General features: G+C 39.0%; 14 protein-coding genes and 1 pseudogene. 9 read left to right on the forward strand and 6 right to left on the reverse strand.

The features are described from left to right. Positions 1 to 164 precede the first annotated feature (164 nt). The 6 genes from CHB62_RS09775 (at position 165) to CHB62_RS09800 (ending at position 9,977) form a co-directional block, all read left to right on the forward strand. Positions 165 to 3,392: a SusC/RagA family TonB-linked outer membrane protein gene (locus tag CHB62_RS09775; RefSeq protein ID WP_089366687.1), complete on the forward strand. Its 3,228-nt coding sequence runs from the start codon at positions 165 to 167 to the stop codon at positions 3,390 to 3,392. Positions 3,393 to 3,404: 12 nt separating this feature from the next. Beyond that, positions 3,405 to 5,471, forward strand: coding sequence for a RagB/SusD family nutrient uptake outer membrane protein (locus CHB62_RS09780; RefSeq protein WP_089366688.1), 2,067 nt, complete (start codon positions 3,405 to 3,407; stop codon positions 5,469 to 5,471). Positions 5,472 to 5,905: 434 nt separating this feature from the next. Continuing rightward, on the forward strand, positions 5,906 to 6,331 hold the full coding sequence (locus tag CHB62_RS09785) for a hypothetical protein (protein ID WP_089366689.1): 426 nt from the start codon (positions 5,906 to 5,908) through the stop codon (positions 6,329 to 6,331). Between the two features lie 182 nt (positions 6,332 to 6,513). Beyond that, positions 6,514 to 7,701 (forward strand): toxin-antitoxin system YwqK family antitoxin, encoded by a 1,188-nt coding sequence (locus CHB62_RS09790; protein ID WP_089366690.1) that lies wholly within the window; start codon positions 6,514 to 6,516, stop codon positions 7,699 to 7,701. Between the two features lie 4 nt (positions 7,702 to 7,705). After that, on the forward strand, positions 7,706 to 8,674 hold the full coding sequence (locus CHB62_RS09795; RefSeq protein ID WP_089366691.1) for a hypothetical protein: 969 nt from the start codon (positions 7,706 to 7,708) through the stop codon (positions 8,672 to 8,674). Between the two features lie 322 nt (positions 8,675 to 8,996). Next, a complete protein-coding gene (locus tag CHB62_RS09800; protein ID WP_089366692.1) occupies positions 8,997 to 9,977 on the forward strand; it encodes a hypothetical protein in 981 nt (326 codons plus the stop codon). 128 nt (positions 9,978 to 10,105) lie between these two features. On the opposite strand, the gene CHB62_RS09805 is transcribed toward CHB62_RS09800, so the two are convergent. The 3 genes from CHB62_RS09805 to trmD all read right to left on the reverse strand — a co-directional run bounded on the left by CHB62_RS09805 (position 10,106) and on the right by trmD (position 14,390). After that, positions 10,106 to 12,415: a TonB-dependent siderophore receptor gene (locus CHB62_RS09805; RefSeq protein ID WP_089366693.1), complete on the reverse strand. Its 2,310-nt coding sequence runs from the start codon at positions 12,413 to 12,415 to the stop codon at positions 10,106 to 10,108. 716 nt (positions 12,416 to 13,131) lie between these two features. Next, positions 13,132 to 13,668: a DUF805 domain-containing protein gene (locus CHB62_RS09810; protein WP_013264644.1), complete on the reverse strand. Its 537-nt coding sequence runs from the start codon at positions 13,666 to 13,668 to the stop codon at positions 13,132 to 13,134. A 44-nt stretch (positions 13,669 to 13,712) separates the two neighbouring features. Next, a complete protein-coding gene (gene trmD / locus CHB62_RS09815) occupies positions 13,713 to 14,390 on the reverse strand; it encodes a tRNA (guanosine(37)-N1)-methyltransferase TrmD (protein WP_089366694.1) in 678 nt (225 codons plus the stop codon). Between the two features lie 98 nt (positions 14,391 to 14,488). Between trmD and CHB62_RS09820 the strand changes: the two genes are divergently transcribed. Next, on the forward strand, positions 14,489 to 15,235 hold the full coding sequence (locus CHB62_RS09820) for a nucleoside-specific channel-forming Tsx family protein (protein ID WP_089366695.1): 747 nt from the start codon (positions 14,489 to 14,491) through the stop codon (positions 15,233 to 15,235). Positions 15,236 to 15,507: 272 nt separating this feature from the next. Beyond that, positions 15,508 to 15,604, forward strand: a pseudogene (locus tag CHB62_RS09825) (molybdenum ABC transporter ATP-binding protein); the annotation flags it as partial. Between the two features lie 78 nt (positions 15,605 to 15,682). Here the strand turns inward: CHB62_RS09825 and CHB62_RS09830 are convergent. Both CHB62_RS09830 and CHB62_RS09835 read right to left on the reverse strand, forming a co-directional pair. After that, positions 15,683 to 16,237, reverse strand: coding sequence for a DUF4468 domain-containing protein (locus tag CHB62_RS09830; RefSeq protein ID WP_089366696.1), 555 nt, complete (start codon positions 16,235 to 16,237; stop codon positions 15,683 to 15,685). A 3-nt stretch (positions 16,238 to 16,240) separates the two neighbouring features. Then, complete coding sequence (locus CHB62_RS09835) at positions 16,241 to 17,188, reverse strand: bacteriophage abortive infection AbiH family protein (protein ID WP_089366697.1); 948 nt, start codon at positions 17,186 to 17,188, stop codon at positions 16,241 to 16,243. 527 nt (positions 17,189 to 17,715) lie between these two features. Here CHB62_RS09835 and CHB62_RS09840 point away from each other — a divergent pair. Next, positions 17,716 to 18,183 carry an HU family DNA-binding protein gene (locus CHB62_RS09840; RefSeq protein ID WP_089366698.1) on the forward strand — a complete coding sequence of 156 codons (468 nt, stop codon included), beginning with the start codon at positions 17,716 to 17,718 and terminating at the stop codon, positions 18,181 to 18,183. 197 nt (positions 18,184 to 18,380) lie between these two features. Here the strand turns inward: CHB62_RS09840 and ligA are convergent, their stop codons facing one another. Further along, positions 18,381 to 20,402 (reverse strand): NAD-dependent DNA ligase LigA, encoded by a 2,022-nt coding sequence (ligA, locus tag CHB62_RS09845; RefSeq protein ID WP_089366699.1) that lies wholly within the window; start codon positions 20,400 to 20,402, stop codon positions 18,381 to 18,383. Positions 20,403 to 20,415: the final 13 nt, after the last annotated feature.

The following is a 20,415-nucleotide window of genomic DNA, read 5'->3' on the forward strand; positions in this document are numbered from 1 at the left end:
GGGGGCTTCTCGCCCCCAAACCCCGCGGTGTTTTCAGGTATAGATTATTAAGCTACACCAGCACTTGGGATTGCAGTTCTATGTTGAACTTGCGGTTTAATTTGATTTAACTTTGCGACTATAAAACCTAAAATAAGTTTTAATCTAAATATACTTAAAAGCCTATGTACCTAAGGAAGAAAAGGACTACAAGCTTAATGATGATGGCTTTGTTCAGTTCAAGTTTACTGCATGCCAACATTACGTATAAAGCTAATGCAGCTGTTGTTCAACAGCAAGCTGTATGTAAGGGAACAGTTGTCGACAGTAAAGGAGAACCAGTTGTTGGTGCCTCTGTTTTTGCCGTAAGTAATGGACACAAGAAAGGAAGTGTAACCGATCTTGATGGTAATTTCGAGATAGACGGTATCGCTTCAGGCTCTTCACTTACCATCTCTTATGTTGGTTATAAGACTCAGCAGGTGACTTGGAATGGTAAAGACCTAAAGGTAACACTTCAGGAGGGCAGTGAGATGCTTGATAACGTTGTCGTTGTCGGTTATGGTACACAGAAGAAGGTTAACCTTACTGGTGCTGTCTCTGTTGTATCTTCAAAGGCTCTTGACTCTCGTCCAGTAACGAGTGTAGCACAGGCATTGCAGGGTGAGGTTCCAGGATTGAACTTCAGCGTAGGTAATGGGGGTGGTTCATTGAAGAGCCGTATGGGACTTAACATTCGTGGTATAGGAACTATTGGTGATGGTTCTAATGCTGCTCCACTCGTACTTATCGATGGTTCGGAAGGTGATCTTTACTCTATTTCTCCAAATGACATCGAGAGTATCTCTGTATTGAAGGATGCTTCATCAAGTGCTATCTACGGTTCACGTGCTGCGTTTGGTGTTATCCTCGTTACAACTAAGAGTGGTAAGGAAGGTCGTACGAACGTTTCTTATAATGGTAACGTACGTTTCTCTACAGCTACTCAGATTCCAGAGATGCCTAACTCATACGATTTCGCACGCTATTGGAATGATGCTGCAGCAAACAGTGGCGGTAATGCGCCATTTAGTCAGGATATGCTTAACAAGATTAAGAACCATATTAACGGTACACCAGCGCCAGGTGAAGAGGTAACTACGACTTGGCAGGGTACTGCTGCTAATGAGCCATGGAGTATGTATAATGGTTCTTGGGATAACACCAACTGGTTTAAGGAGATGTATAAGTCTGCTGTTCCTTCAACAGAGCATAATATCTCTGTAAGTGGAGGCGGTAATAAGGTGAACTACTATATCAGTGGAGCTATCTTAAGTCAGCGTGGATTGATTCGTCATGGTAAGGATAAGCTGAAGAGATATAACTTCTCTTCTAAGGTTACAGCAAACCTCACTGATTGGGCGACAGTTACCTATAACACAAAGTGGATTCGCGAAGACTATAGCAGACCATCTTATATGACCGGACTCTTCTTCCATAACATCGCACGTCGCTGGCCTACCAACCCTGTTTACGACCCAAACGGCCACTATGTACATGGAAATGAGATCTTACAGATGGAGAATGGTGGTATTGATGCAACCCAGGAAGATAAGCTCTTCCAGCAGCTTGCTCTTGAGTTCCGACCAATTAAGGGTTGGAAGATAAGATTAGAAGGTAACTACAATACAACTAACTACCACAACCATTGGGACGTGTTGCCTATTTACTACTATGATCCAGATCAGCATCCAGTAGCTGCAGCGTGGAGCGGAGACTATTTAGCAGGAAAGTCTTATGTCGGTGAGGCTATGTCTAAGAATAATTACTACAATGGACGTTTCTTCACTGAGTATAACATGACCCTCAATGACAAGCATGAGTTTAAGTTCCTTGCTGGTTTGGACATGGAGTCTAATATTTATACTAACCTCAGTGCTTCTCAAGCTGACCTTGTAACACCATTAGTGCCAACCCTCAATAATGCAACTAATAAAGTTGTTGGACGTGGTTTCTCTAACACACACTGGTCAACAATGGGTATGTTTGGTCGTATCAACTATGCTTATGACTCACGTTATTTGGCTGAGTTCTCTATTCGTAGAGACGGCTCTTCACGTTTCATCGGAGATAAGACATGGGGTACATTCCCATCTATTGCACTCGGTTGGAATATTGCTAACGAGCAGTTCTTCAAGCCTCTTAATAAGACAGTTAATACTCTTAAGTTGAGATTAACATACGGTTCACTTGGTAATACTAATACAGACCAGCTCTATCCTTGGTTCCTCAGACAGCCTATCAACTCAAACTCTTCAGCATGGCTTGTTAATGGTGAACGCGTTAATACATCAGGCGTTCCTGGTCTTGTATCACCTTTCCTAACTTGGGAGAGAGTTCAGTCATGGAACATTGGTCTTGACTTCGGATTGTTTAATAACAAACTTCAAGGAACATTCGATTACTTCGTTCGTACAACAAAGAACATGGTTGGTCCTGCACCAGTTAAGCCATCTATTCTCGGAGCAACACAGCCAAAAGAGAATAATAGTGATATGAGATCAAATGGTTGGGACTTAGAAGTAAGATGGAGAGACAGAGTAGGACAAGTAAACTATGGTATCAAGCTCGTTCTCTCTGATGATTACCAGACTATTACGAACTTCTATAATCCAAACAGACTGCTTTCTCAGTGGTGTGCAGGTAAGCGTATGGGCGATATCTATGGCTATAAAGTAGAAGGTATAGCACAGACTGATCAGCAGATGAACGAATGGTTGGCTAATAACAAGCCTTCATGGGGTTCTGACTGGGCTGCAGGTGATGTAATGTACAAAGACCTCAATGGTGATAAGAAGGTGAACTCTGGTAAGAGCACATACGATGATATGGGTGACTTGACCAAGATTGGTAACTCATTACCACGCTATCGTTTCGGTATCACTTTGGATGCTAACTGGAAAGGATTTGACTTCCTCATCTTCATGCAGGGTGTTGGTAAGCGTGACTTCTGGGATGCCTCTCCTTATAGTATTGGTGCTAATACTGGTTTATGGCAGAGTGCAGCATTCAAGGATCACCTTGACTACTGGAGACCAGCTACCGATACCAACTTCGGACCTAATCCAAATGCTTTCTATCCAAGACCTCTCTTCGGTGCAGGTTCTAAGAACTTCCAGACAAGCGACAGATATCTACAGAACGCAGCATACATGAGAATCAAGAATATTCAGATTGGTTACACGCTGCCAATGTCTATCGCAAGCAAGATAGGAGCTAATAGAATACGTTTCTATTTCTCTGCTGAGAACCTCGCAACATTCACTAAGATGAATAAGATTTTCGACCCTGAAGCAACAGGAGGAGACTGGGGACCTGGAAAAATTTACCCTCTTCAGAGAACTGTTTCATTCGGTTTGAATCTTAACTTCTAAATATACGGAATTATGAAAAAGATTATTTCAGATATACTAAAAGGTGGTCTACCATTGCTGTGCCTTGGCATGACTGTTACTTCATGTGATGATTTCCTTGATAGAAAACCTCTTGATCAGGTTTCACCAAGCGAATACTTCAAAACTGCAGATCAACTTGGTACATTCACCATTAACTACTATACAAGAATCTTCCCTAATAACAGTGGCTGGTTTGGGGGTGTTGCAACATTTGATAATGGTACTGATAACCAAGCAGCAAGAAGTGGAAACTCAGGAATGTACCTACAGGACCAGTGGAAAGTCCCAACATCAGGAGGTCTTGATGTGTATGCTATCAGAGATGTAGATAAATTCATTAATGAAAGTGAAGCAAAGATTGCCAAAGAAGAAGTAACTGGTACACCAGAACTCATCAATCAATACATGGGTGAAGCTTACTTCATCAGAGCTATGCTCTACTTTGATAAGCTGAAGACTTACGGTGATTTCCCTATCATGCTTAATGAGTTAAACATTGATAAAGACCTCGTAGAAGCAAGTAAGCGTCAGCCTCGTAACCTTGTTGCACGTCAGATTCTTTCTGATATGGATAAGGCTATTGATAAGTTGCAGGTGAACTTTGCCAATAAGGTACGTATCAATAAGTATGCTGCTCTGGCTATGAAATCAAGAATGGCACTCTATGAAGCAACCTTCGAGAAGTATCACAGAGGAACAGGTCGTGTACCAGGTGATGCTAACTGGCCAGGTAAGAACAAGGAGTGGAACAAGAACTTCACTATCAATCAGGATGATGAAGTTAATTTCTTCCTTGATCAAGCGATTGATGCAGCTAAGAAGGTGTGTGATGCTGTACCATTGTCAACTCAGAATAACCACGTAATGAATCCTGGTACTGTTGGTAATTTCAATGGTTGGAATCCATACTATGATATGTTTGCAAGTCCAAACTTGACGAAGTATCCAGAAGTTCTATTGTGGAGAGAATTCAATACTGATATCAACGTAGCTCACCTCACGTCAAACAAACTGCGTGGTGGCTTGTCTTCAGGTTGGACTCGTGGTCTCGTAGAGTCATTCCTTATGAAGAATGGTTTGCCTATCTATGCTTCTGGTTCAGGCTATCATGGTGATACTACAGTAGACTTAGCTAAGACTGACCGTGATGAGCGTCTGCAGCTTTTCGTGTTCGGTGAGTCTAATGACCTTGATATTGATCAGAAGAGTATTGATTTAATTAATAAGCAAAGAGTTAAAGAAGGTAAACCTACCATTACTAAACTCTTATTCGATGCGGCAACTCTTTTTGCAACAGACCAGGCAAGTAGAGATGTAACTGGCTATCGTCAGCGTAAGTTCTACAACTATGATCCAGCAATGCAGTTAGGTCAGACCTTCTCTGATGTTGATGGTCAGATTATTATTCGTGTTGAGGAAGCTATGCTCAACTACATTGAAGCTTCTTATCTCCGTACTGGGTCATTGGATGCAACAGCTACTGGTTATTGGACAGCATTGCGTGCACGCGCTGGTATCACAGCTCCAATTTCAACAACTATCGCTGCAACTGATATGACTAAGGAGGCTGATGTAAATCGTCCATCATACGACTGGGCAGCATTCTCAGCTGGTCATCCAGTGGATGCAACACTCTATTCTATCCGTCGTGAGCGTCGTAGCGAGTTTGCTGGTGAGGGTCTTCGTGAAGATGACTTGATTCGTTGGGCAGCTTTGGATCAGGTGAAGAACTATCAGATCGAAGGTGTTAACTTCTGGGATCAGATATATCAGAGTCCTTCTTTCGTTGATAAGAATGGTGTGAGTCTGATTATTGCTGATGGTGGTGCTAATGCTACAATGTCTGCTAAGACACTTTCAAAGTATGTTCGTCCTTACCAGATTCAGACGACCAACAATATCCTCTACAACGGTTACACCTTCTATCAGGCACATTACTTGTCTCCATTCTCTTATCAGGAGATGCAGCTCTGTTCACCTGATCGTAATGCAGAGAACTCAAACTTGTACCAGAATATCTACTGGCCAGTTGAGGCAAATGGTGAAGCTATCAAGTAGGCTTTAACTGAATAAGACAGAATTAAATAAGGAGAGAGAGCATGTCAAGCGATTGATATGCTCTCTTTCTTTGTACGCTTACTTGTTGTCTGTGTAATAGTAGTTGCTTTATGGGACGTAAGTTTTATACTATGTCATTAGGTAGAGATGCGTTTCGATGACCTCAGTATATAATGCTGGTAGAATTATTTACGTGAAAAGAAATATTTATTGTCATGAAAAGAAATATTTATTGTCATGAAGAAAAATATTTTTTTTCATGAAAATAATTTGAGGAAGCTTTATTTTATAGACATGTAACCATGTTTTGTCTGCCAAAGAAGGCTGTTGTTTTTAGTTGTATCCCTTGTATATTAGAGTACAAAAGTTTATCTTTGCAAGATATAATTCTTACTGTTTAGGAGGCAGTCGATGACTGTAATAATAAATTAAGTATGTTCGCTTTTATCATCATTATACTACTTTGTGTTCTTGCTCTTGGTGTTTCACTGTTTGTTGGCCATTGGAATAAGAGCAATAAGAGTGGGGCAGAGGTCAGTGTTGTTGCTTTTTATAATAAGGATTGGCGGTCTTTATTCTGGATATTCCTCCGTGTGTTGTCTTTCGCTTTGGTTACTATTTTATTGTTCTTAATGGTAATTGCCACTTTTGGTGAGGATGATGCAGGCGAGTGTTTCTTTTGGATTATCATGTTTATTGTCGGCAGCTGGTTTATTTCAATACCTATTCTTGTTATTTATATCTGCTCAGCAGTGCAAGCCATTCGGCACCGTGATCATATGAATAACGTCTTTCTTGGCCTTTATTGTTTCAATGCTCTTCAGTTACTTTGCGTTGTGATATTGAGTAGTCAGCTATAAGTGGTTTGTATGAATAATTGTTATTTCATCTTTTTTTCCTTTGCAAGTATCATTAGAAACTCTTATCTTTGTAGTCAATCTATATTTTTTCAGAAAGACAACCATTTTTTAAGACCTATATTAATAACCTATAATCCTTGACTCCATTGTGGAGAAATGATTTATAATGAGTAGAAACTTACATGATAAAGAATAAAAAGCTTCGGATAGCCATAGCTTCTGTTATTATGGCTTTGATTTACCCACTTATTTTTATGTTCTTGTTTGCAATGGAGGCAGCTTCTGGAGACAGTACTGATGCGGCTGGTCGGGGGTTTGTAGCTTTGGGTATATACATAGAAGGCTTCATGGTTTCCGTAGTATACTTTATAATCAGTATAATCTTCTCACGTATTTTCCTACGAACTCTACTTCCTCCCTTCATTGCTTTATTACTTTTATTATTGGGATATGGGATATCTCTTATACCTGATTACATTGATACTCTTCCAAGTGAATACACAGAGTATTATGAAGATGGTAAGGTGAAACAAGTTGGAAAAAAGGAACATAGTTATGATACATGGGTTGGTTGGGTGAAGTCCTATAGGCGAGATGGCACCATTTGGAAGGAAGAGAAATTCCCTTCTATCAAGTCAGATAATCACTTAATCTATGCTAAGTATTATTATGAGGATGGTACTTTAAAGTCGGAGGGGTACACAACTTTTGATAACTTAGCGCATCGAGAAGGTGAATGGAAGTTCTATAAGCCTGATGGAACACTTGATGATATTCGCAATTATGACGAGAATGCAGTAAGATTAAACTCTTCTGAGAAATATCAACTATATACAGATGGGGTAAAGATATACAGAGTCGGTTCTGGGAAACTATTTACTGGTACACTCAGTAATACGCCTGTTGTCTATTTGAAAAACTATTTCAACGAATTCCCAGAAGCCTTTTTCCCAAGAGAAAATGAAGACGACGAGGAAGAGATATTTCCCGACTTATATACATGTAGGGTAAAGAATGGATTAAAGCAAGATAAGGTCGTTATTCGTTATGCTACTCATGGGCATCCTATTGCCTATCAGACTGTTATCTATGACGGTGGTAACTCATGGGCTCCTGCCAATGCTTATTATCCAAATGGACAGATACAAGATAAAGTAACAATACTTGATGATAGTACAAGGCGTTATGATTGCTATTATCAAGATTCAATAAAGCGCCGTCCGCATTGTGTTCTTCGTTTTAAAGTGAAGTACAGGAATGACGATGCTATTGATACGGCTTATTGGTATAATAGTCATGGGAAGCTACGTGCATGGGCTGTTTTCAAGGATGGGGATATCGTTAAACACTGGCCAGAAGAAACGTATTAAGATTATGAAGAAGAATATAATAAAGGTATGCCTGATAGTGCAGGTGATTTGTGTACTACTTTTCTTGATAGATGTCATTTGTTTAGGAAAAGACACCTTCTGCTATTTTATACAGCAGGTGGAGATTGTTGGGGCTGTTCTCACTTGTTGGGTATGGGTTTATTACCTTGCTAAACTTATCTCCTTTTGCACTAATGACTCAAAGGTTGGTAGGTTTCTTCTATGGTCAATATCTGTTATTGTTTTCTTTATCTTCCTAATACCCTCCTTGAACTTTATCCTCTCTAATATAGCTCTGGGTTGTGAGTATCGTGATAGTCGTCATGAGATACTTATAAAGGTCCATGATCCCATCTTTTTCTTAAGTTATAATCCGCAGTTTGTGTTCTATAAGAAAGGAATGATTATTAATCATTATATGGGAGAGGACATTGGCTATAACCTTCCAGGCGACCAAAATAAGCGATGGAAGTTCTATGATGACCTCGGAGTGGCTGTGCTTACGGCAGACAAAGACTTAAATGAAGGTTTAGGACTACTGTCTGACAACAAGTTCTATTATATTGATGAAGCCAAGGCCATGACCCACAAGAAGGAGATAAGCCAGTTATCACAGCAACTCTTCTGTGAGAACGATAAGTATATAGTCATTGCTGATGGGTATTACCTAAAGAATGGTTTTGATACTCGTTCTATCTATGATACAAAGTCACGCTTGTTGCGTCAACTCTTTTTTAGTGATAGCGTGGGCATAGAAGTACCAGATACACGATATAAGCATTTCTCAAAAGTTGATAATGATAGTATTATAGCTTGTATAAGATCAATTCCTTTATCTGTATTACCCGTCAATGTGGGGAAAGATGATACTTTAGGTATGAGTATTAATGAGCGAATTGTTACAGATCAGAATGCAAAGTCCAATCCAGCTGTGAAGAGGAAATTAATGTGGCTGTTCTATAAACTAAACTAAGAAGCTGTCTTTATGTTTGCTCTAGTCTAAAGTGAACAATTCAGTAAAACTAATTTTGCTGTCATTACTGTCATGCTTTTTGAAGATGCAATACTTTGTCATACAGATAGTTGCTGCCAAATGTTAAAATGACAGCAACTTGATAATAACATTATTCTTATAATAGTGTGTGATAAAAGACTTCTGTTTTTAGTAGTTTTTAATGCCTTTATTAGTGAACATTTTTGTAGTTGGCAACCTTATAGGTAAAGAATTAAATAAGTAAGGTTGTCAGATACGTATAAAAGACTCATGGTACTGATAAATATATCAATAGTCTATTATGATGGTATTTACGATTAATATTCTACTATTCCTACTTGTCCTTGGTGTTTGGCTATGGATGGATAATAGGAAGAAAAGTAAACAAAAGGATGTAGTTGTCGATGCAGAAGATTCTTGTAAAAGCGGTTATCGTTTTTTCTTCTGGCTGTTTCTACGTTTTTTGATATATGTTCTTGTAACAGTCCTGTTGTTTACAATCATGTTGAGCTTCTACGAAGATGATTATCCAGAGGATTCGCTCTCCTGGTTAATGATTTTTGCAATACTTGGTTGGTTCATTTCAATACCTATTGTTCTTGTTTATATCTGTTCTCTTGTACAGTCGGTTTGGTATCGTAATTATGTGAACAATATCTTTCTTGGACTCCATTGCTTTAATATCTTACAGGTGTTGTGTATTACGGTATTTGCTGTTGTTCCACAAGAAGAGTGTACCCCTGAGACGATGGAGGCGTCCTACAAGGCTAATCAGCAGAACATAGAGAGACTTATTAAGGTTACAAGAAGTTGGTTGCCAGACAGTACTGGGTTCTCTGTAGCGTATTCGAAGCATGGAAAACTGACGGACTGGGGTGTATCTTCAAAGCAAGACGTTAATTTCAAAGGTGATGAGATAGAGTCGAAGAAAGAGCAGGAAAGAGAACTACAAAAGATAGGATTAAGTATAGAAAGACTCGATTCTGTTCGTTTAGCCTTACAGAAGATGGGCTATCGAGGCTTGTCTGTCAGTAGAGGTGGTACTGTAAGTGACTATACAGAAATCGTTTATGGGGTGACTGGAAATAAAGAGTTTGATTATAGAATCTATGATAAACCGCTCACAGACTCACTTGCGTATGAGTTAAATCGGCAATATAGCCTTGTTGTCTACAATCGATATGTAGTGTTTAGTTGTGTGGAATCAATTGATTATGATTGTCCTTTTCCTGGTAAATATGACTATTTGCAGAAACATGCAAGGGCTAAGCGTGTGCAATAGTTTGTAAGAGAGTATATGTATAAGGGTTTTAGTACATCACTACTGATAGTAAAAAGCCTTCATCTTCTGCAAGGACAATAATGCTGCAGACGGATGAAGGTTCTTTATGATTGTGTTTTGTTTACTCTTTAGAACTTGTAAGTGACTGTAGCTTTTATGTTCCGTGGAGCACCAGGGAAGGAGCGGAGTTTGTCGTATCCGCCCACCCAATAAACTTTGTTCAGTGCGTTGTCGAGATTTAACTGTACCTGCAGGTTACGGAGACGATAGTAAAGAGCAGCGTTAATGAGACCATAGCCAGGGTAGACCGTAGTATTCTCACGTCTTCCAACTTGTCCATAACGTTTTGTAACAGCATTCCAACCAAGTCCAAAACCGAAGTTACGTAGTGTACCAGTCTGTATGATATACTTTGACCAGATATTAAAAGCATTGCGAGGAGTGTTAGGACGCTGCATTCCAAAGTCTTTCTCAGAATCAGTTGCAGTCTTTGTGATAGCAGCATGGGTGTAGGCATAGTTAGCAACGATACTCCAATTAGGAAGAATGAAACCTGCTACATCTAATTCAATACCCTTTGACGTCTCTTCTCCCACTTGTTCTAATAACTCTGGATTATTTGCATCGTTGGCATTATAGAGTGTATTGCGTTTCTGAAGATGGAAGAAAGAAAGGGTTGTACTGAGTCGTTTGTCAAACCATTCACCTTTCAAGCCCGCCTCCAACAACTGGCTGTATTCTGGGTCGAATGGTCCACCTGTGTTAGGGTTACCCTGTACGGATGCACTCTGTGGTTCAAAGCCTTTTACCCATGTACCATACACATTCAGATTCTTGTTGATAGCAACGACAGCACCAAGGCGTGGAATGAACGCATGTTGAGTAGTTCGGCTTTCCTTATTAGTCTTATAATTTAGTACATCGGTGAATATCTCCTGACGAATACCCAAGAGAAGTTTCACTGGTCCTACTTCCATCTGCTCTTGAAGGTAGATACCATGAGAATACTGCAGGTAAGGAGAGAGTGCTGTTGAGACAAAGATATACTTCGAATAGTCACGCTCAATGTTGTTATTATTACTTGTCAAGTCATAGTAAGGCACATTCGTTCGTGGATTACCATCCTTGTCAAGTACGTATTTCGCAATGTTGGCAGGCTTGAAAGCTGTTGTTGTCGTACCGTCTTTTAGCAGATAGCCTCCTGCTGTCATTGCTGACGAGCCAGCTTGCTGTGCCATTTGGAAATAGTCATAACCTAAAAGGATACGATGATTGACTGGCCCCGTGCTTACATTATAGTTAAAATAGGTATTGAAACTATTGTTGCGGAAGTGACGCTGGCGTACAAGGCACTGCATAAGGATGCGTGACGGACTTTGTGTACCATCGGCTAACTTCACATACGCATTAGCCTGATTGTGTTCACGGAGGTCTTCATCATAGGAAGAGTTCAGATAGGTAGCATTGAAAGAGAGGTTATCCGTGAACTTATGGGTTACACCAAGCGTAATATTCACGAGGTTTTCCTTTAGATAGTCATTTGTTGCAGAGAGCGAACGACTAATAGGAACTGAATTGAGGTCACCATCTCCAAAGATAGGCTGACCACGATCGACCTTGCCATTGGTGCGCTGATAAACGATGTCGACGTTAAAGCGTGTCCTTTGTGTTGGGAGAAACGAGAAAGATGGTGCAACGATATAGTTCGTATTTGCCTGTAAGTCACGATAAGAATCAGTATGTTCGTAACCGATATTAAGACGATATAGAAGGGTGTTCTTCTTGTCTAATGGTCCAGTAAAATCTCCGTAGGTGTTCAGTGTGTTGAAGCTACCAACGGTCGTTGATACTGTATTGCGTTGATAAGGTAGTGGTTTCTTAGTTACACGATTAATAACACCACCCGGTGCAGCATTGCCGAAGAGAGCAGAAGCAGGACCTTTGATGACTTCAACACGCTCGATATTTGCCAATGACTGCTGTTTCCAAAGACTTGTCTGCGCTCGCATACCATTGACAAGGTTTCCTGAATTGCGGTTACCTGTAGTGCGGAAACCACGGATAGAGAAGTCATTATAGAAGGTATATTGGTTTACACCACTGATATTCTTTACAACCTCATTAACTGTGGTTGCGCCTTGGTCGCGCACTAACTCCTTTGTTACGTAACCGATAGATTGTGGAATGTCTTTCAAAGGTGTCTCTGTCTTTGTGCCGATGAAAGAGTTGGTATTCTTGTATGAACGTTCGTTACGTCCAATTACTTCTACCGTCTGCAACACTTGGTCGTGCAGATAAGGTGTTGAGAACAATGTGTCTTGTGTAAGGCTGTCTGTTGAAACTTTACCCATAGTGTTCCCTTGTGCATTTATTGGCAGGGCTGCTGAATATAATAAGGTGCCTGTCAATAAAAGATAAGAGTGTAATCTTTTAACCATATTGATAAATATAATGATCCTGAAATAATTTATAAGCGGTGCAAAAGTATATATAAAATATGAATACTACAATACCTAAGAATTGGTATAAATTAGTTTCTGTTAGGTTATTGAGTGACAATATGTAATAATAAGTCCCTACTTATGTGTTGTGGGAGAGCACTTGTAAAAGTTAGAAAGAATGGTTTAACTTCCGTATCTCTCCAAATGTAGCGAGAAATAGAATTTTAGTTTACCCTTATGAAAAAGCTGTTAGCTGAAGAGGGGACGCTAAACGAGTAAGTAGAAATTGCAAGGATATTTCTGTGATTACTCCCTCTTCATTCAGAGAAAAGGCTGTATATGAGGGAAGAAGAGGCCTAACTACGTTCAAGAACATGCTCTTCTTATATGAAGAAGACGCCCTTCTTGCTGCAAGAGGGACGTCTTCTATGATGCAATCTGTAATATGCTGATTTGTTGTATGTTATGAGCTTGGTTGTTGGAGATGTTATATCCTTTCGGTGAAGATGTTTTGTACGATGTTATGTAATGATTTTTTATTACTTTACTGGTTCTTTTGAAACATGGAAGATTACCCATTACGTTTCTATGAAGATGTTGAGCAAAGTAGTAGCTTACGTTCTGTTTCTTAGTGTAACGTCGGCTGGAAAGTTATTAGTCGGACGGTAAGTCGTCTCTTTTCTTTTAACTACGTTACCCAACAATAATGTTTTTTACACCTCTGTATTCTGAAGAACATACTTCGGAGACTCACCATACTTATTTGCTTCTGGCTGACTATCTTGTAGAAGGAAAACCAGAATTGTAATACCTAAGGCGATGTTTATTAGATAGAAAACGATAGCTAAGATACCTGTTATGCTTGTTATAGCACTAATCAAAACGTTCATTGCGGCCTGAATATCTTGTGATCGTATGGCTTCTAAATATGCGCTGAAATTGAAAGACACAAAGAAAAGTGTACAAGAAATTGTTCCCACACAAGCTTGGGCAGCCCACCACCATCCGCTTCTTCCAGTGTCATGTAAACGACGGAACTGCATAGAAATACCTGCAATACTAAGAACAAGTGCTACAAGAGGTCCAACAAAGGGAACTAATGATATAACAAAAGCTGCGATGAAGAGGGTAAGAAAGCCCCACCAATACTCAGATCGACGGATGCGACCATTGAACTGAAAGAATTTCTTGAATGCGTTCTGTGCTGCTACAGCAAACTCAACTTGTGGTAATTCTTTGTACTGTGACATGATTTAGTATATTTTTATTTGTTAATCTTAAATGCTCATTTGTCTTATTCTTTCAGGAGGTCAGGGCGCAATCTTCTGGTTCGCTCCATTGCTTGATCAAACTCCCATTGTTTAATCTTAGCCTCATGTCCACTGAGAAGTACCTCAGGAACATCCCAACCATTATAGCTACGAGGGCGAGTGTAGATAGGTGCTGAGAGCATATCATCCATAAAACAGTCGGAGAGTGCACTCTGTTCGTCACTGATAACACCTGGAACCAGTCGTACAACAGCATCAGCAATGATGGCTGCAGGTAGTTCGCCACCTGTTAAAACAAAGTCGCCAACAGATATTTCACGTGTAATAAGATGGTCGCGTACGCGTTGGTCAACACCTTTATAATGTCCTGCAAGAATAATGAAGTTACCTCCCAATGAGAGGTCATTAGCAATCTTCTGATTAAATAGTTCGCCATCAGGAGATGTAAAGATGACTTCATCGTACTCCCGCTCTTCCTTTAAAGCAGCGATACAACGATCAATAGGTTCAATTTGCATGACCATACCAGCTTGTCCACCAAAAGGATAGTCGTCAACACGACGCCATTTATCCTTTGTGTAGTCACGAAGATTATGTAGACGAATCTCTGCCAATCCTTTCTTTTCTGCTCTGGCAAGGATGCTTTCATGTACGAATCCTTCCAGCATCTCTGGTAATACGGTGATGATATCTATTCTCATATAGGTACAAAGTTAACTAATCTTTTGCTATTACGTTGATAGTTTAGGATTTTTTTGTAACTTTGCCGTAGATTCTAATATATAAACTAAGAACAGTTATGAAGAGATTCTTTACCCTCGCTATTATGGTAGCAGCTTTTTGTTGTGCAAATGCACAAGATGTCCAGTTGCATTATGACTTAGGTCATAGTCTTTACAAGAACCTAAGTTCTCGTACGTCGGTAACAACAACAGTAGAAATGTTCAAACCTGACACATGGGGTTCTACCTATATGTTTACTGATATTGATTACAAGAGCGATGGAGTAATGGGAGCTTATTGGGAGATTTCACGTGAGTTTAATCTTACGAAGAATAAGCAGTGGGCTGCACATATTGAGTATGACGGTGGTTTAGGTTCTGGTAAAACTATGGATAGCTATTATGGTAACCGTTATCAGCATGCTGTTCTTCTTGGTGGAGCATGGAACTGGGCTTCAAAAGACTTTTCAAAAACGTTCAGCCTTCAGTTGATGTATAAGTATCAGTTTAAGAATGCTCACACTGGTGCACATCCTTTCAGTGGTTTTCAGCTGACAGAGGTGTGGGGTACAACCTTCGCTAAGGGTCTTTGTACATTCTCTGGATTCTGTGACCTTTGGTATGATCCAAATGTTAATGGTAAAATGATTCTTCTCTCTGAACCTCAGTTCTGGTTTAATCTCAATACGCTAAAGGGAATGAAAGATGTAAACCTCTCTTTGGGTACTGAGGTTGAGATTAGCAATAACTTCGTTTGGAATGACAAAGGTCAGAATAATCGTTTCTACGCTATCCCTACAGTGGCTGCTAAATGGACATTCTAAGCAGATAAATAGAATTTTATTATCTTAAGATAAGAAGAGGGTGTGTCAAAATTCAAATGCCATTTTGATAACCTTACAGTTTGAAACAATTCATTTTAAAAGACCATTTCTATACTCGATTTTGAGTAAAGAAATGGTCTTTTCTTTGCTTTTAGGAAAAACTTACTTATTAGTCTGAAAAGTTGTCAAGTTAATGATTCGTGTTTTGGCACACCCCTTTATTTGTATGAACTGCGAAGATAAGTAGTTGAGTGCTTTGCTCGAAAAAATGACTATGTGAAGCAGTGAACTCTAACATCTATTTCTGCACTGCTGTTCTCCAACTATCACTTTGACTTCTTTGACGTGCTGAAGAAATATTTTGTCAATTAGTACGGACAATGGACTGAGTATTACACCCCCGACAGAACAAGCCTAAGAGCCTACCTATAATAGGTAGATTAAGAATTACCAATCTACCATTGTAGTATCTATATTAGTTAGAATTTTATTTATGACTTTATTGACAAAAGAAAATTGTTCAATTGCATCATTTGCAAGTACAGCCTCATTATCTCCGCTTAATATAAAATAGCCCAATGGGTGTTCTATACCATCGTTATCTCTTATTTGAATTAAAGTTGGTGCATTTACTTTAATTTTACCATCTTTAAACTCAAATTCAATATTATATTTTATGTATTCATTAAAATAGATATATTCCTTAGACCAATTTAAATACGCTGAACTATGTAAAATATAATTAGTATTAACAGACAATATACTATTGTCTGTTTTATTTATCTGGTCATCTTTTTTTGCAAATATTTTTGTAAAAACTGATACAGCTTTATTAAATAGCTCTTGTTTGGAATGACCTTTATAGTCAAATACATAAAATGATTTATCCGTATCTTTAGAAGTGTATGTACAATTAGGTGTTATCACAAAATTAACCTTACTTTGTCCGTAACTAATCAAAGAGATAAATAAAAAGATAATTAGAGTGTGGATTTTTTTCATATTTTATTGATTTAATTTTATTACTGTATTCTCAAAACAGGAGTTATAACGTAGCAAATTACTCCCAATATGCATCTCTGCCATTAAATTTTCTGCACTTGCCCTATCACTCTCCGAAAAATAGTATAAAGTCCAAGTTGCTCTATTATTGATAGATTCCGATATTTTCTTGAAATATGGTAAATCTATTTCATTATATGAGTGTCCTATAACGATAACCTCATCTACATCCGAAAGTTTGTGAAATTGATCCAAATATTCTTTTATGATTTCATCTGTATGCTTTCGCATCTTGTCATAAAAAGCACAGACGGCACTTTCAGCAAATTCCTCATGCCCGTCCTCCGTTGTTACGACATCTCCCATTTCTTCGTCTATAATCAAATGGGCGTTCTCATCTCCATACAAGGCTTTTTTTACATTAAACTTTTCTACATCCTTACCGTGCCCAAATATTAATTCTTCCCCCACTCTTTTATGTATGTGAAAAACATTCTCAGCAGGAATCTCATATATTTTCTCCAGCACTTCAGTATAGTTGAAAGTGAAAAAACGGGCGGTTTTGTCTATTTCGTATTTCTTCGTTATGGTATCAAGTTCCAATGAATTTATCCATTCCTCAAATCCTGAACGAATGCAGTCTAATAGATTATCGCATTCCTCTTCTATGTATATTTGCGCATTATACCAATCAGCATCCCGGAATTCATCTGAAGCGAAATTAGGAGTGTTTTCATATATTATATCTGCAAGAGAATCATAACAGATACCTTCTTCTAATCCTCGTTCAAAATCTGACCATAATTCGGAGTCGCTATCAACATAGTAATATTGCCCCATTTCTTCTAAAACATCTTCTCTGTTACGTTCAAGATATGTGTAGAAATCTGAATATTTGCATGGAATTCCATGACCTATATCAAAGCCATTGCCAATAATGTATAGTTTCATAATTTTGTTTTATTTGTTTGATCTGTATATATTATCTACATTGTTACAGCAGTCTTATAGAACTCTTTTATTAGTATATTACTGAATAGAGCAACTAATAAAGCAAGTATTAAATTCGTTATGCTGCCATTCGTTTAATTAATATTACCCACAAAGATAATGCTTTCCTTTCATAAATACAATTTTAAATAAAAATTTTAATTAGCCATAATGCTTCTTCCAGAAAGATTTGACGGTTTTTTCAAAAAGGGTCTACCTTTTGGGCGAAAAAGGTAGACCTTTTTAATAGAAAAGGTAGACCCTTTTGGCGGAAAAGGTAGACGGTTTTCTGGTAATAGGTAGATGGTTTTACTAAAATAGGTGAACTCTTTTGCGAAAAAGGGTTGATAAGTGTAAGAAAAAGTATGAACATCCCTTGGAGATAGTCAAGAAATTTCTTACCTTTGTGATATAAATCTACGAACAAGTTGAGGAGGATAAAGCCCCAGCCTCCAAAGGCTTAACAATCGGGGGCAACACTAATTACTATGGCGAACAGACCTATTGCCTATACGCTAAAGGAGCGTAAAGGAACAGTTGGAAATTTGAAAGGGAAAATCGTTGTGCAGGCACATCCTACAGGACGAAAGAGAGTTGATCATCGTAGTTTCTGTGATGAAGTAGCACACGCTACAACATTCACAGGTGCAGAAGTTGAGGCTGTTCTCAGACTTGCAGCTGAGATAGCAAAAAAGCACGTTGAAAACGGAGACATTGTAGACTTCGGAGATATCGGGACACTTACACCTTCTTTCCAGAGTAAATTGGTTGAGAAGGGAAAAACGGAGTTCAACCCAAAGGTTCATATTACGAAACCTGTGGTACATCTCACTCCCTCAAAGAAGTATTTTACACTTACTGGAGTGAGCTACGAGCGTGTTGCTGCACCTGACAAAGAAACTAAGAAGCCAGCTAAGAATCACTCTCAATCAGGACCAGAGATTGCAGAGCCATAAGCGGACGAACGATTGTGACTTTCTAATCTTTACATAGGGGATGTGTCAAAACACAAATCATTAACTTGACATTTTCAATCTATACGTAAGATTCTTCTAAAGTTAAAGAAAAGACCATTTCTTTACTCAAAACCGAGTATAGAAATGGTCATTTGCATTTTGATACACCCTCTTTATTTGTTTATAGAATCTATATCTTAGAATAGACTCCCTTCTGTTGGTTGTGAAGATGTTTCTGGTGCTGTAACTTGTGTAAAGCGAGCTATGAATTCATCTTCAGAGATAATAGGAATGGAAAGTTCCTTTGCTTTCTGATTCTTTCCTGAAGTACTTTCTACGTCATTATTAATAAGATAATTCGTTGATTTAGAAACAGAACCAGTTACCTTACCACCTTGACTTTCTATGTACGCTTTCAGTTCGTTACGATTCTTATAATGGTGAACATCACCAGTAACGACGAAGGTTAATCCCTGACAACTATCACCAGTTGGTGCTGATGAAGGTTGACTAACGTTTAGCTCAACCAACAGATGCTGTAGCATTGATTGATTATCAGTATCTTTCATCCAGCGTACAAAGCTTGCACTCTTCTCTGGTCCAATACCAGCAATGGTTGAGAATACATCTTCTGCAGCACTTTCTGTAGCTGTTTTAATAAGTTCCTCCAATGGATATGCTGATAAAAGACGATTACAAACATCCTGTCCAACAAGTGGAATGTTTAAAGCAAAGAGCAGACGACGAGCTTCTACATTACGCGCTTTTTCAATAGCAGCCAATAATTTAGTGACACTCTTGTTTCCGAAACCTTCCATTGTACGCAGCTCTGTAGCATGTTCTGTAAGATGGAAAAGGTCGGCATATTCACGAACCCAGCCAAGGTTAATAAATTTCTGTACGGTTTGTTCAGAGAGTCCGTCAATGTTTACACCTTCTTTTGATACAAATCTACCAAACTTCTTCAGCTGTTTAGCTGGACAATGTGTATTGGTACAGTGTAGTGTGCGTGTTCCACTAATCTCGCTTTCGCTAACTTCTGTAGCAGAATGGCATACTGGGCAAGTCTCAGGAATATGGAAAGTACCAACGCTTTCAATAACGTTAATAACCTTCGGAATAATCTTATTTGCCTTTATAACAGCTATCTTTGTTCCCTTATCACCAATCCCTAAGCGTTCACATTCGGAGATATTACAAAGGGAAGCACGTTTAACAGTTGTCCCTTCTAAGTCTACAGGGCGGAAAACAGCTACTGGTGAGATGGTTGAAGCAGCACATGACCATTCTATATAGTCTAATTCTGTTTCAGCACTCTCGTCTTGCCATTTAAAAGCATAGCCTGCACGTGTGGCGTGATGACCAGTGACAGAACCTGTTGCAGCGTAGGCTGTATCGTCGTATGAGATTACCAAGCCGTCAACAGGGTAGGGGAATGGTGATGAACTCACACCAGTAACTCTTTCTGTCCAATGATGGATAACTGCTTCTATGTTATTAACGGTAGGTTGTTCGATGAGTTCTCTATCGATAACTCTGAACCCTTGTTGTTCAAGCCATTCCATGCGTCCGCCCCAAGAGTTTATTTCTTCCTCTGTATAAACGAGTGTAAAAGGAATCCAACGCAAGTGGCGGGCTTTCACCTCATTGATGTCTTTCAGTGTGAGTGAGCCTGATGCGAGGTTGCGAGGGTTAGCATATTCTTCCTCTGCTTCCATGTTAAACTGTTCAAAGTCAGGATAACTGATAACAGCTTCACCACGGATGACAAGATGCCCCTTGTAGGGAATGGTTTGCAAGATACCATCAATAGCCGTAGAAAGATGAGTAATATTGGTGCCAATATGACCATTTCCACGTGTGACGACCTTTGTCAGTTTACCATTATCGTATGTAACAACAAGTGTCAATCCATCCAACTTCCATGAGAGCCATATAGGTCTATTCTCTGCCCATTTAGCAAGGTCTTCTACCTTCTTAGTCTTTGCCAAGGAGAGTGCAGGGAACTCATGTTCTTCCTTTTTACCAGCAACATTATCGGCAGATACGTTTTGTGTTGGAGAATCGGGGAGTATAATACCTGTTTCTTCTTCTAATTTCTTTAACTTATCAAAGGCTGCGTCCCATTCATAGTCAGTCATCTGTTCATCACGACCATTGTAATAAGCGTCGGATGCAGCATTAAGTTGATCGACAAGTGATTGTATTTCTTTGTTCATAATTCGGTTTGAT

It is taken from the genome of Prevotella jejuni, assembly GCF_900187995.1.
Classification (GTDB): Bacteria; Bacteroidota; Bacteroidia; order Bacteroidales; family Bacteroidaceae; genus Prevotella; species Prevotella jejuni.

Coding starts and splice junctions, on each gene's coding strand:
- CHB62_RS09780 (WP_089366688.1), top strand. CDS start 3,405: ATGAAAAAGATTATTTCAGATATACTAAAAGGTGGTCTACCATTGCTG.
- CHB62_RS09785 (WP_089366689.1), top strand. CDS start 5,906: ATGTTCGCTTTTATCATCATTATACTACTTTGTGTTCTTGCTCTTGGT.
- CHB62_RS09840 (WP_089366698.1), top strand. CDS start 17,716: ATGGCGAACAGACCTATTGCCTATACGCTAAAGGAGCGTAAAGGAACA.
- CHB62_RS09775 (WP_089366687.1), top strand. CDS start 165: ATGTACCTAAGGAAGAAAAGGACTACAAGCTTAATGATGATGGCTTTG.
- CHB62_RS09830 (WP_089366696.1), bottom strand. CDS start 16,237: ATGAAAAAAATCCACACTCTAATTATCTTTTTATTTATCTCTTTGATT.
- CHB62_RS09810 (WP_013264644.1), bottom strand. CDS start 13,668: ATGTCACAGTACAAAGAATTACCACAAGTTGAGTTTGCTGTAGCAGCA.
- CHB62_RS09820 (WP_089366695.1), top strand. CDS start 14,489: ATGAAGAGATTCTTTACCCTCGCTATTATGGTAGCAGCTTTTTGTTGT.
- CHB62_RS09800 (WP_089366692.1), top strand. CDS start 8,997: ATGATGGTATTTACGATTAATATTCTACTATTCCTACTTGTCCTTGGT.
- CHB62_RS09835 (WP_089366697.1), bottom strand. CDS start 17,188: ATGAAACTATACATTATTGGCAATGGCTTTGATATAGGTCATGGAATT.
- CHB62_RS09795 (WP_089366691.1), top strand. CDS start 7,706: ATGAAGAAGAATATAATAAAGGTATGCCTGATAGTGCAGGTGATTTGT.
- CHB62_RS09790 (WP_089366690.1), top strand. CDS start 6,514: ATGATAAAGAATAAAAAGCTTCGGATAGCCATAGCTTCTGTTATTATG.
- ligA (WP_089366699.1), bottom strand. CDS start 20,402: ATGAACAAAGAAATACAATCACTTGTCGATCAACTTAATGCTGCATCC.
- CHB62_RS09805 (WP_089366693.1), bottom strand. CDS start 12,415: ATGGTTAAAAGATTACACTCTTATCTTTTATTGACAGGCACCTTATTA.
- trmD (WP_089366694.1), bottom strand. CDS start 14,390: ATGAGAATAGATATCATCACCGTATTACCAGAGATGCTGGAAGGATTC.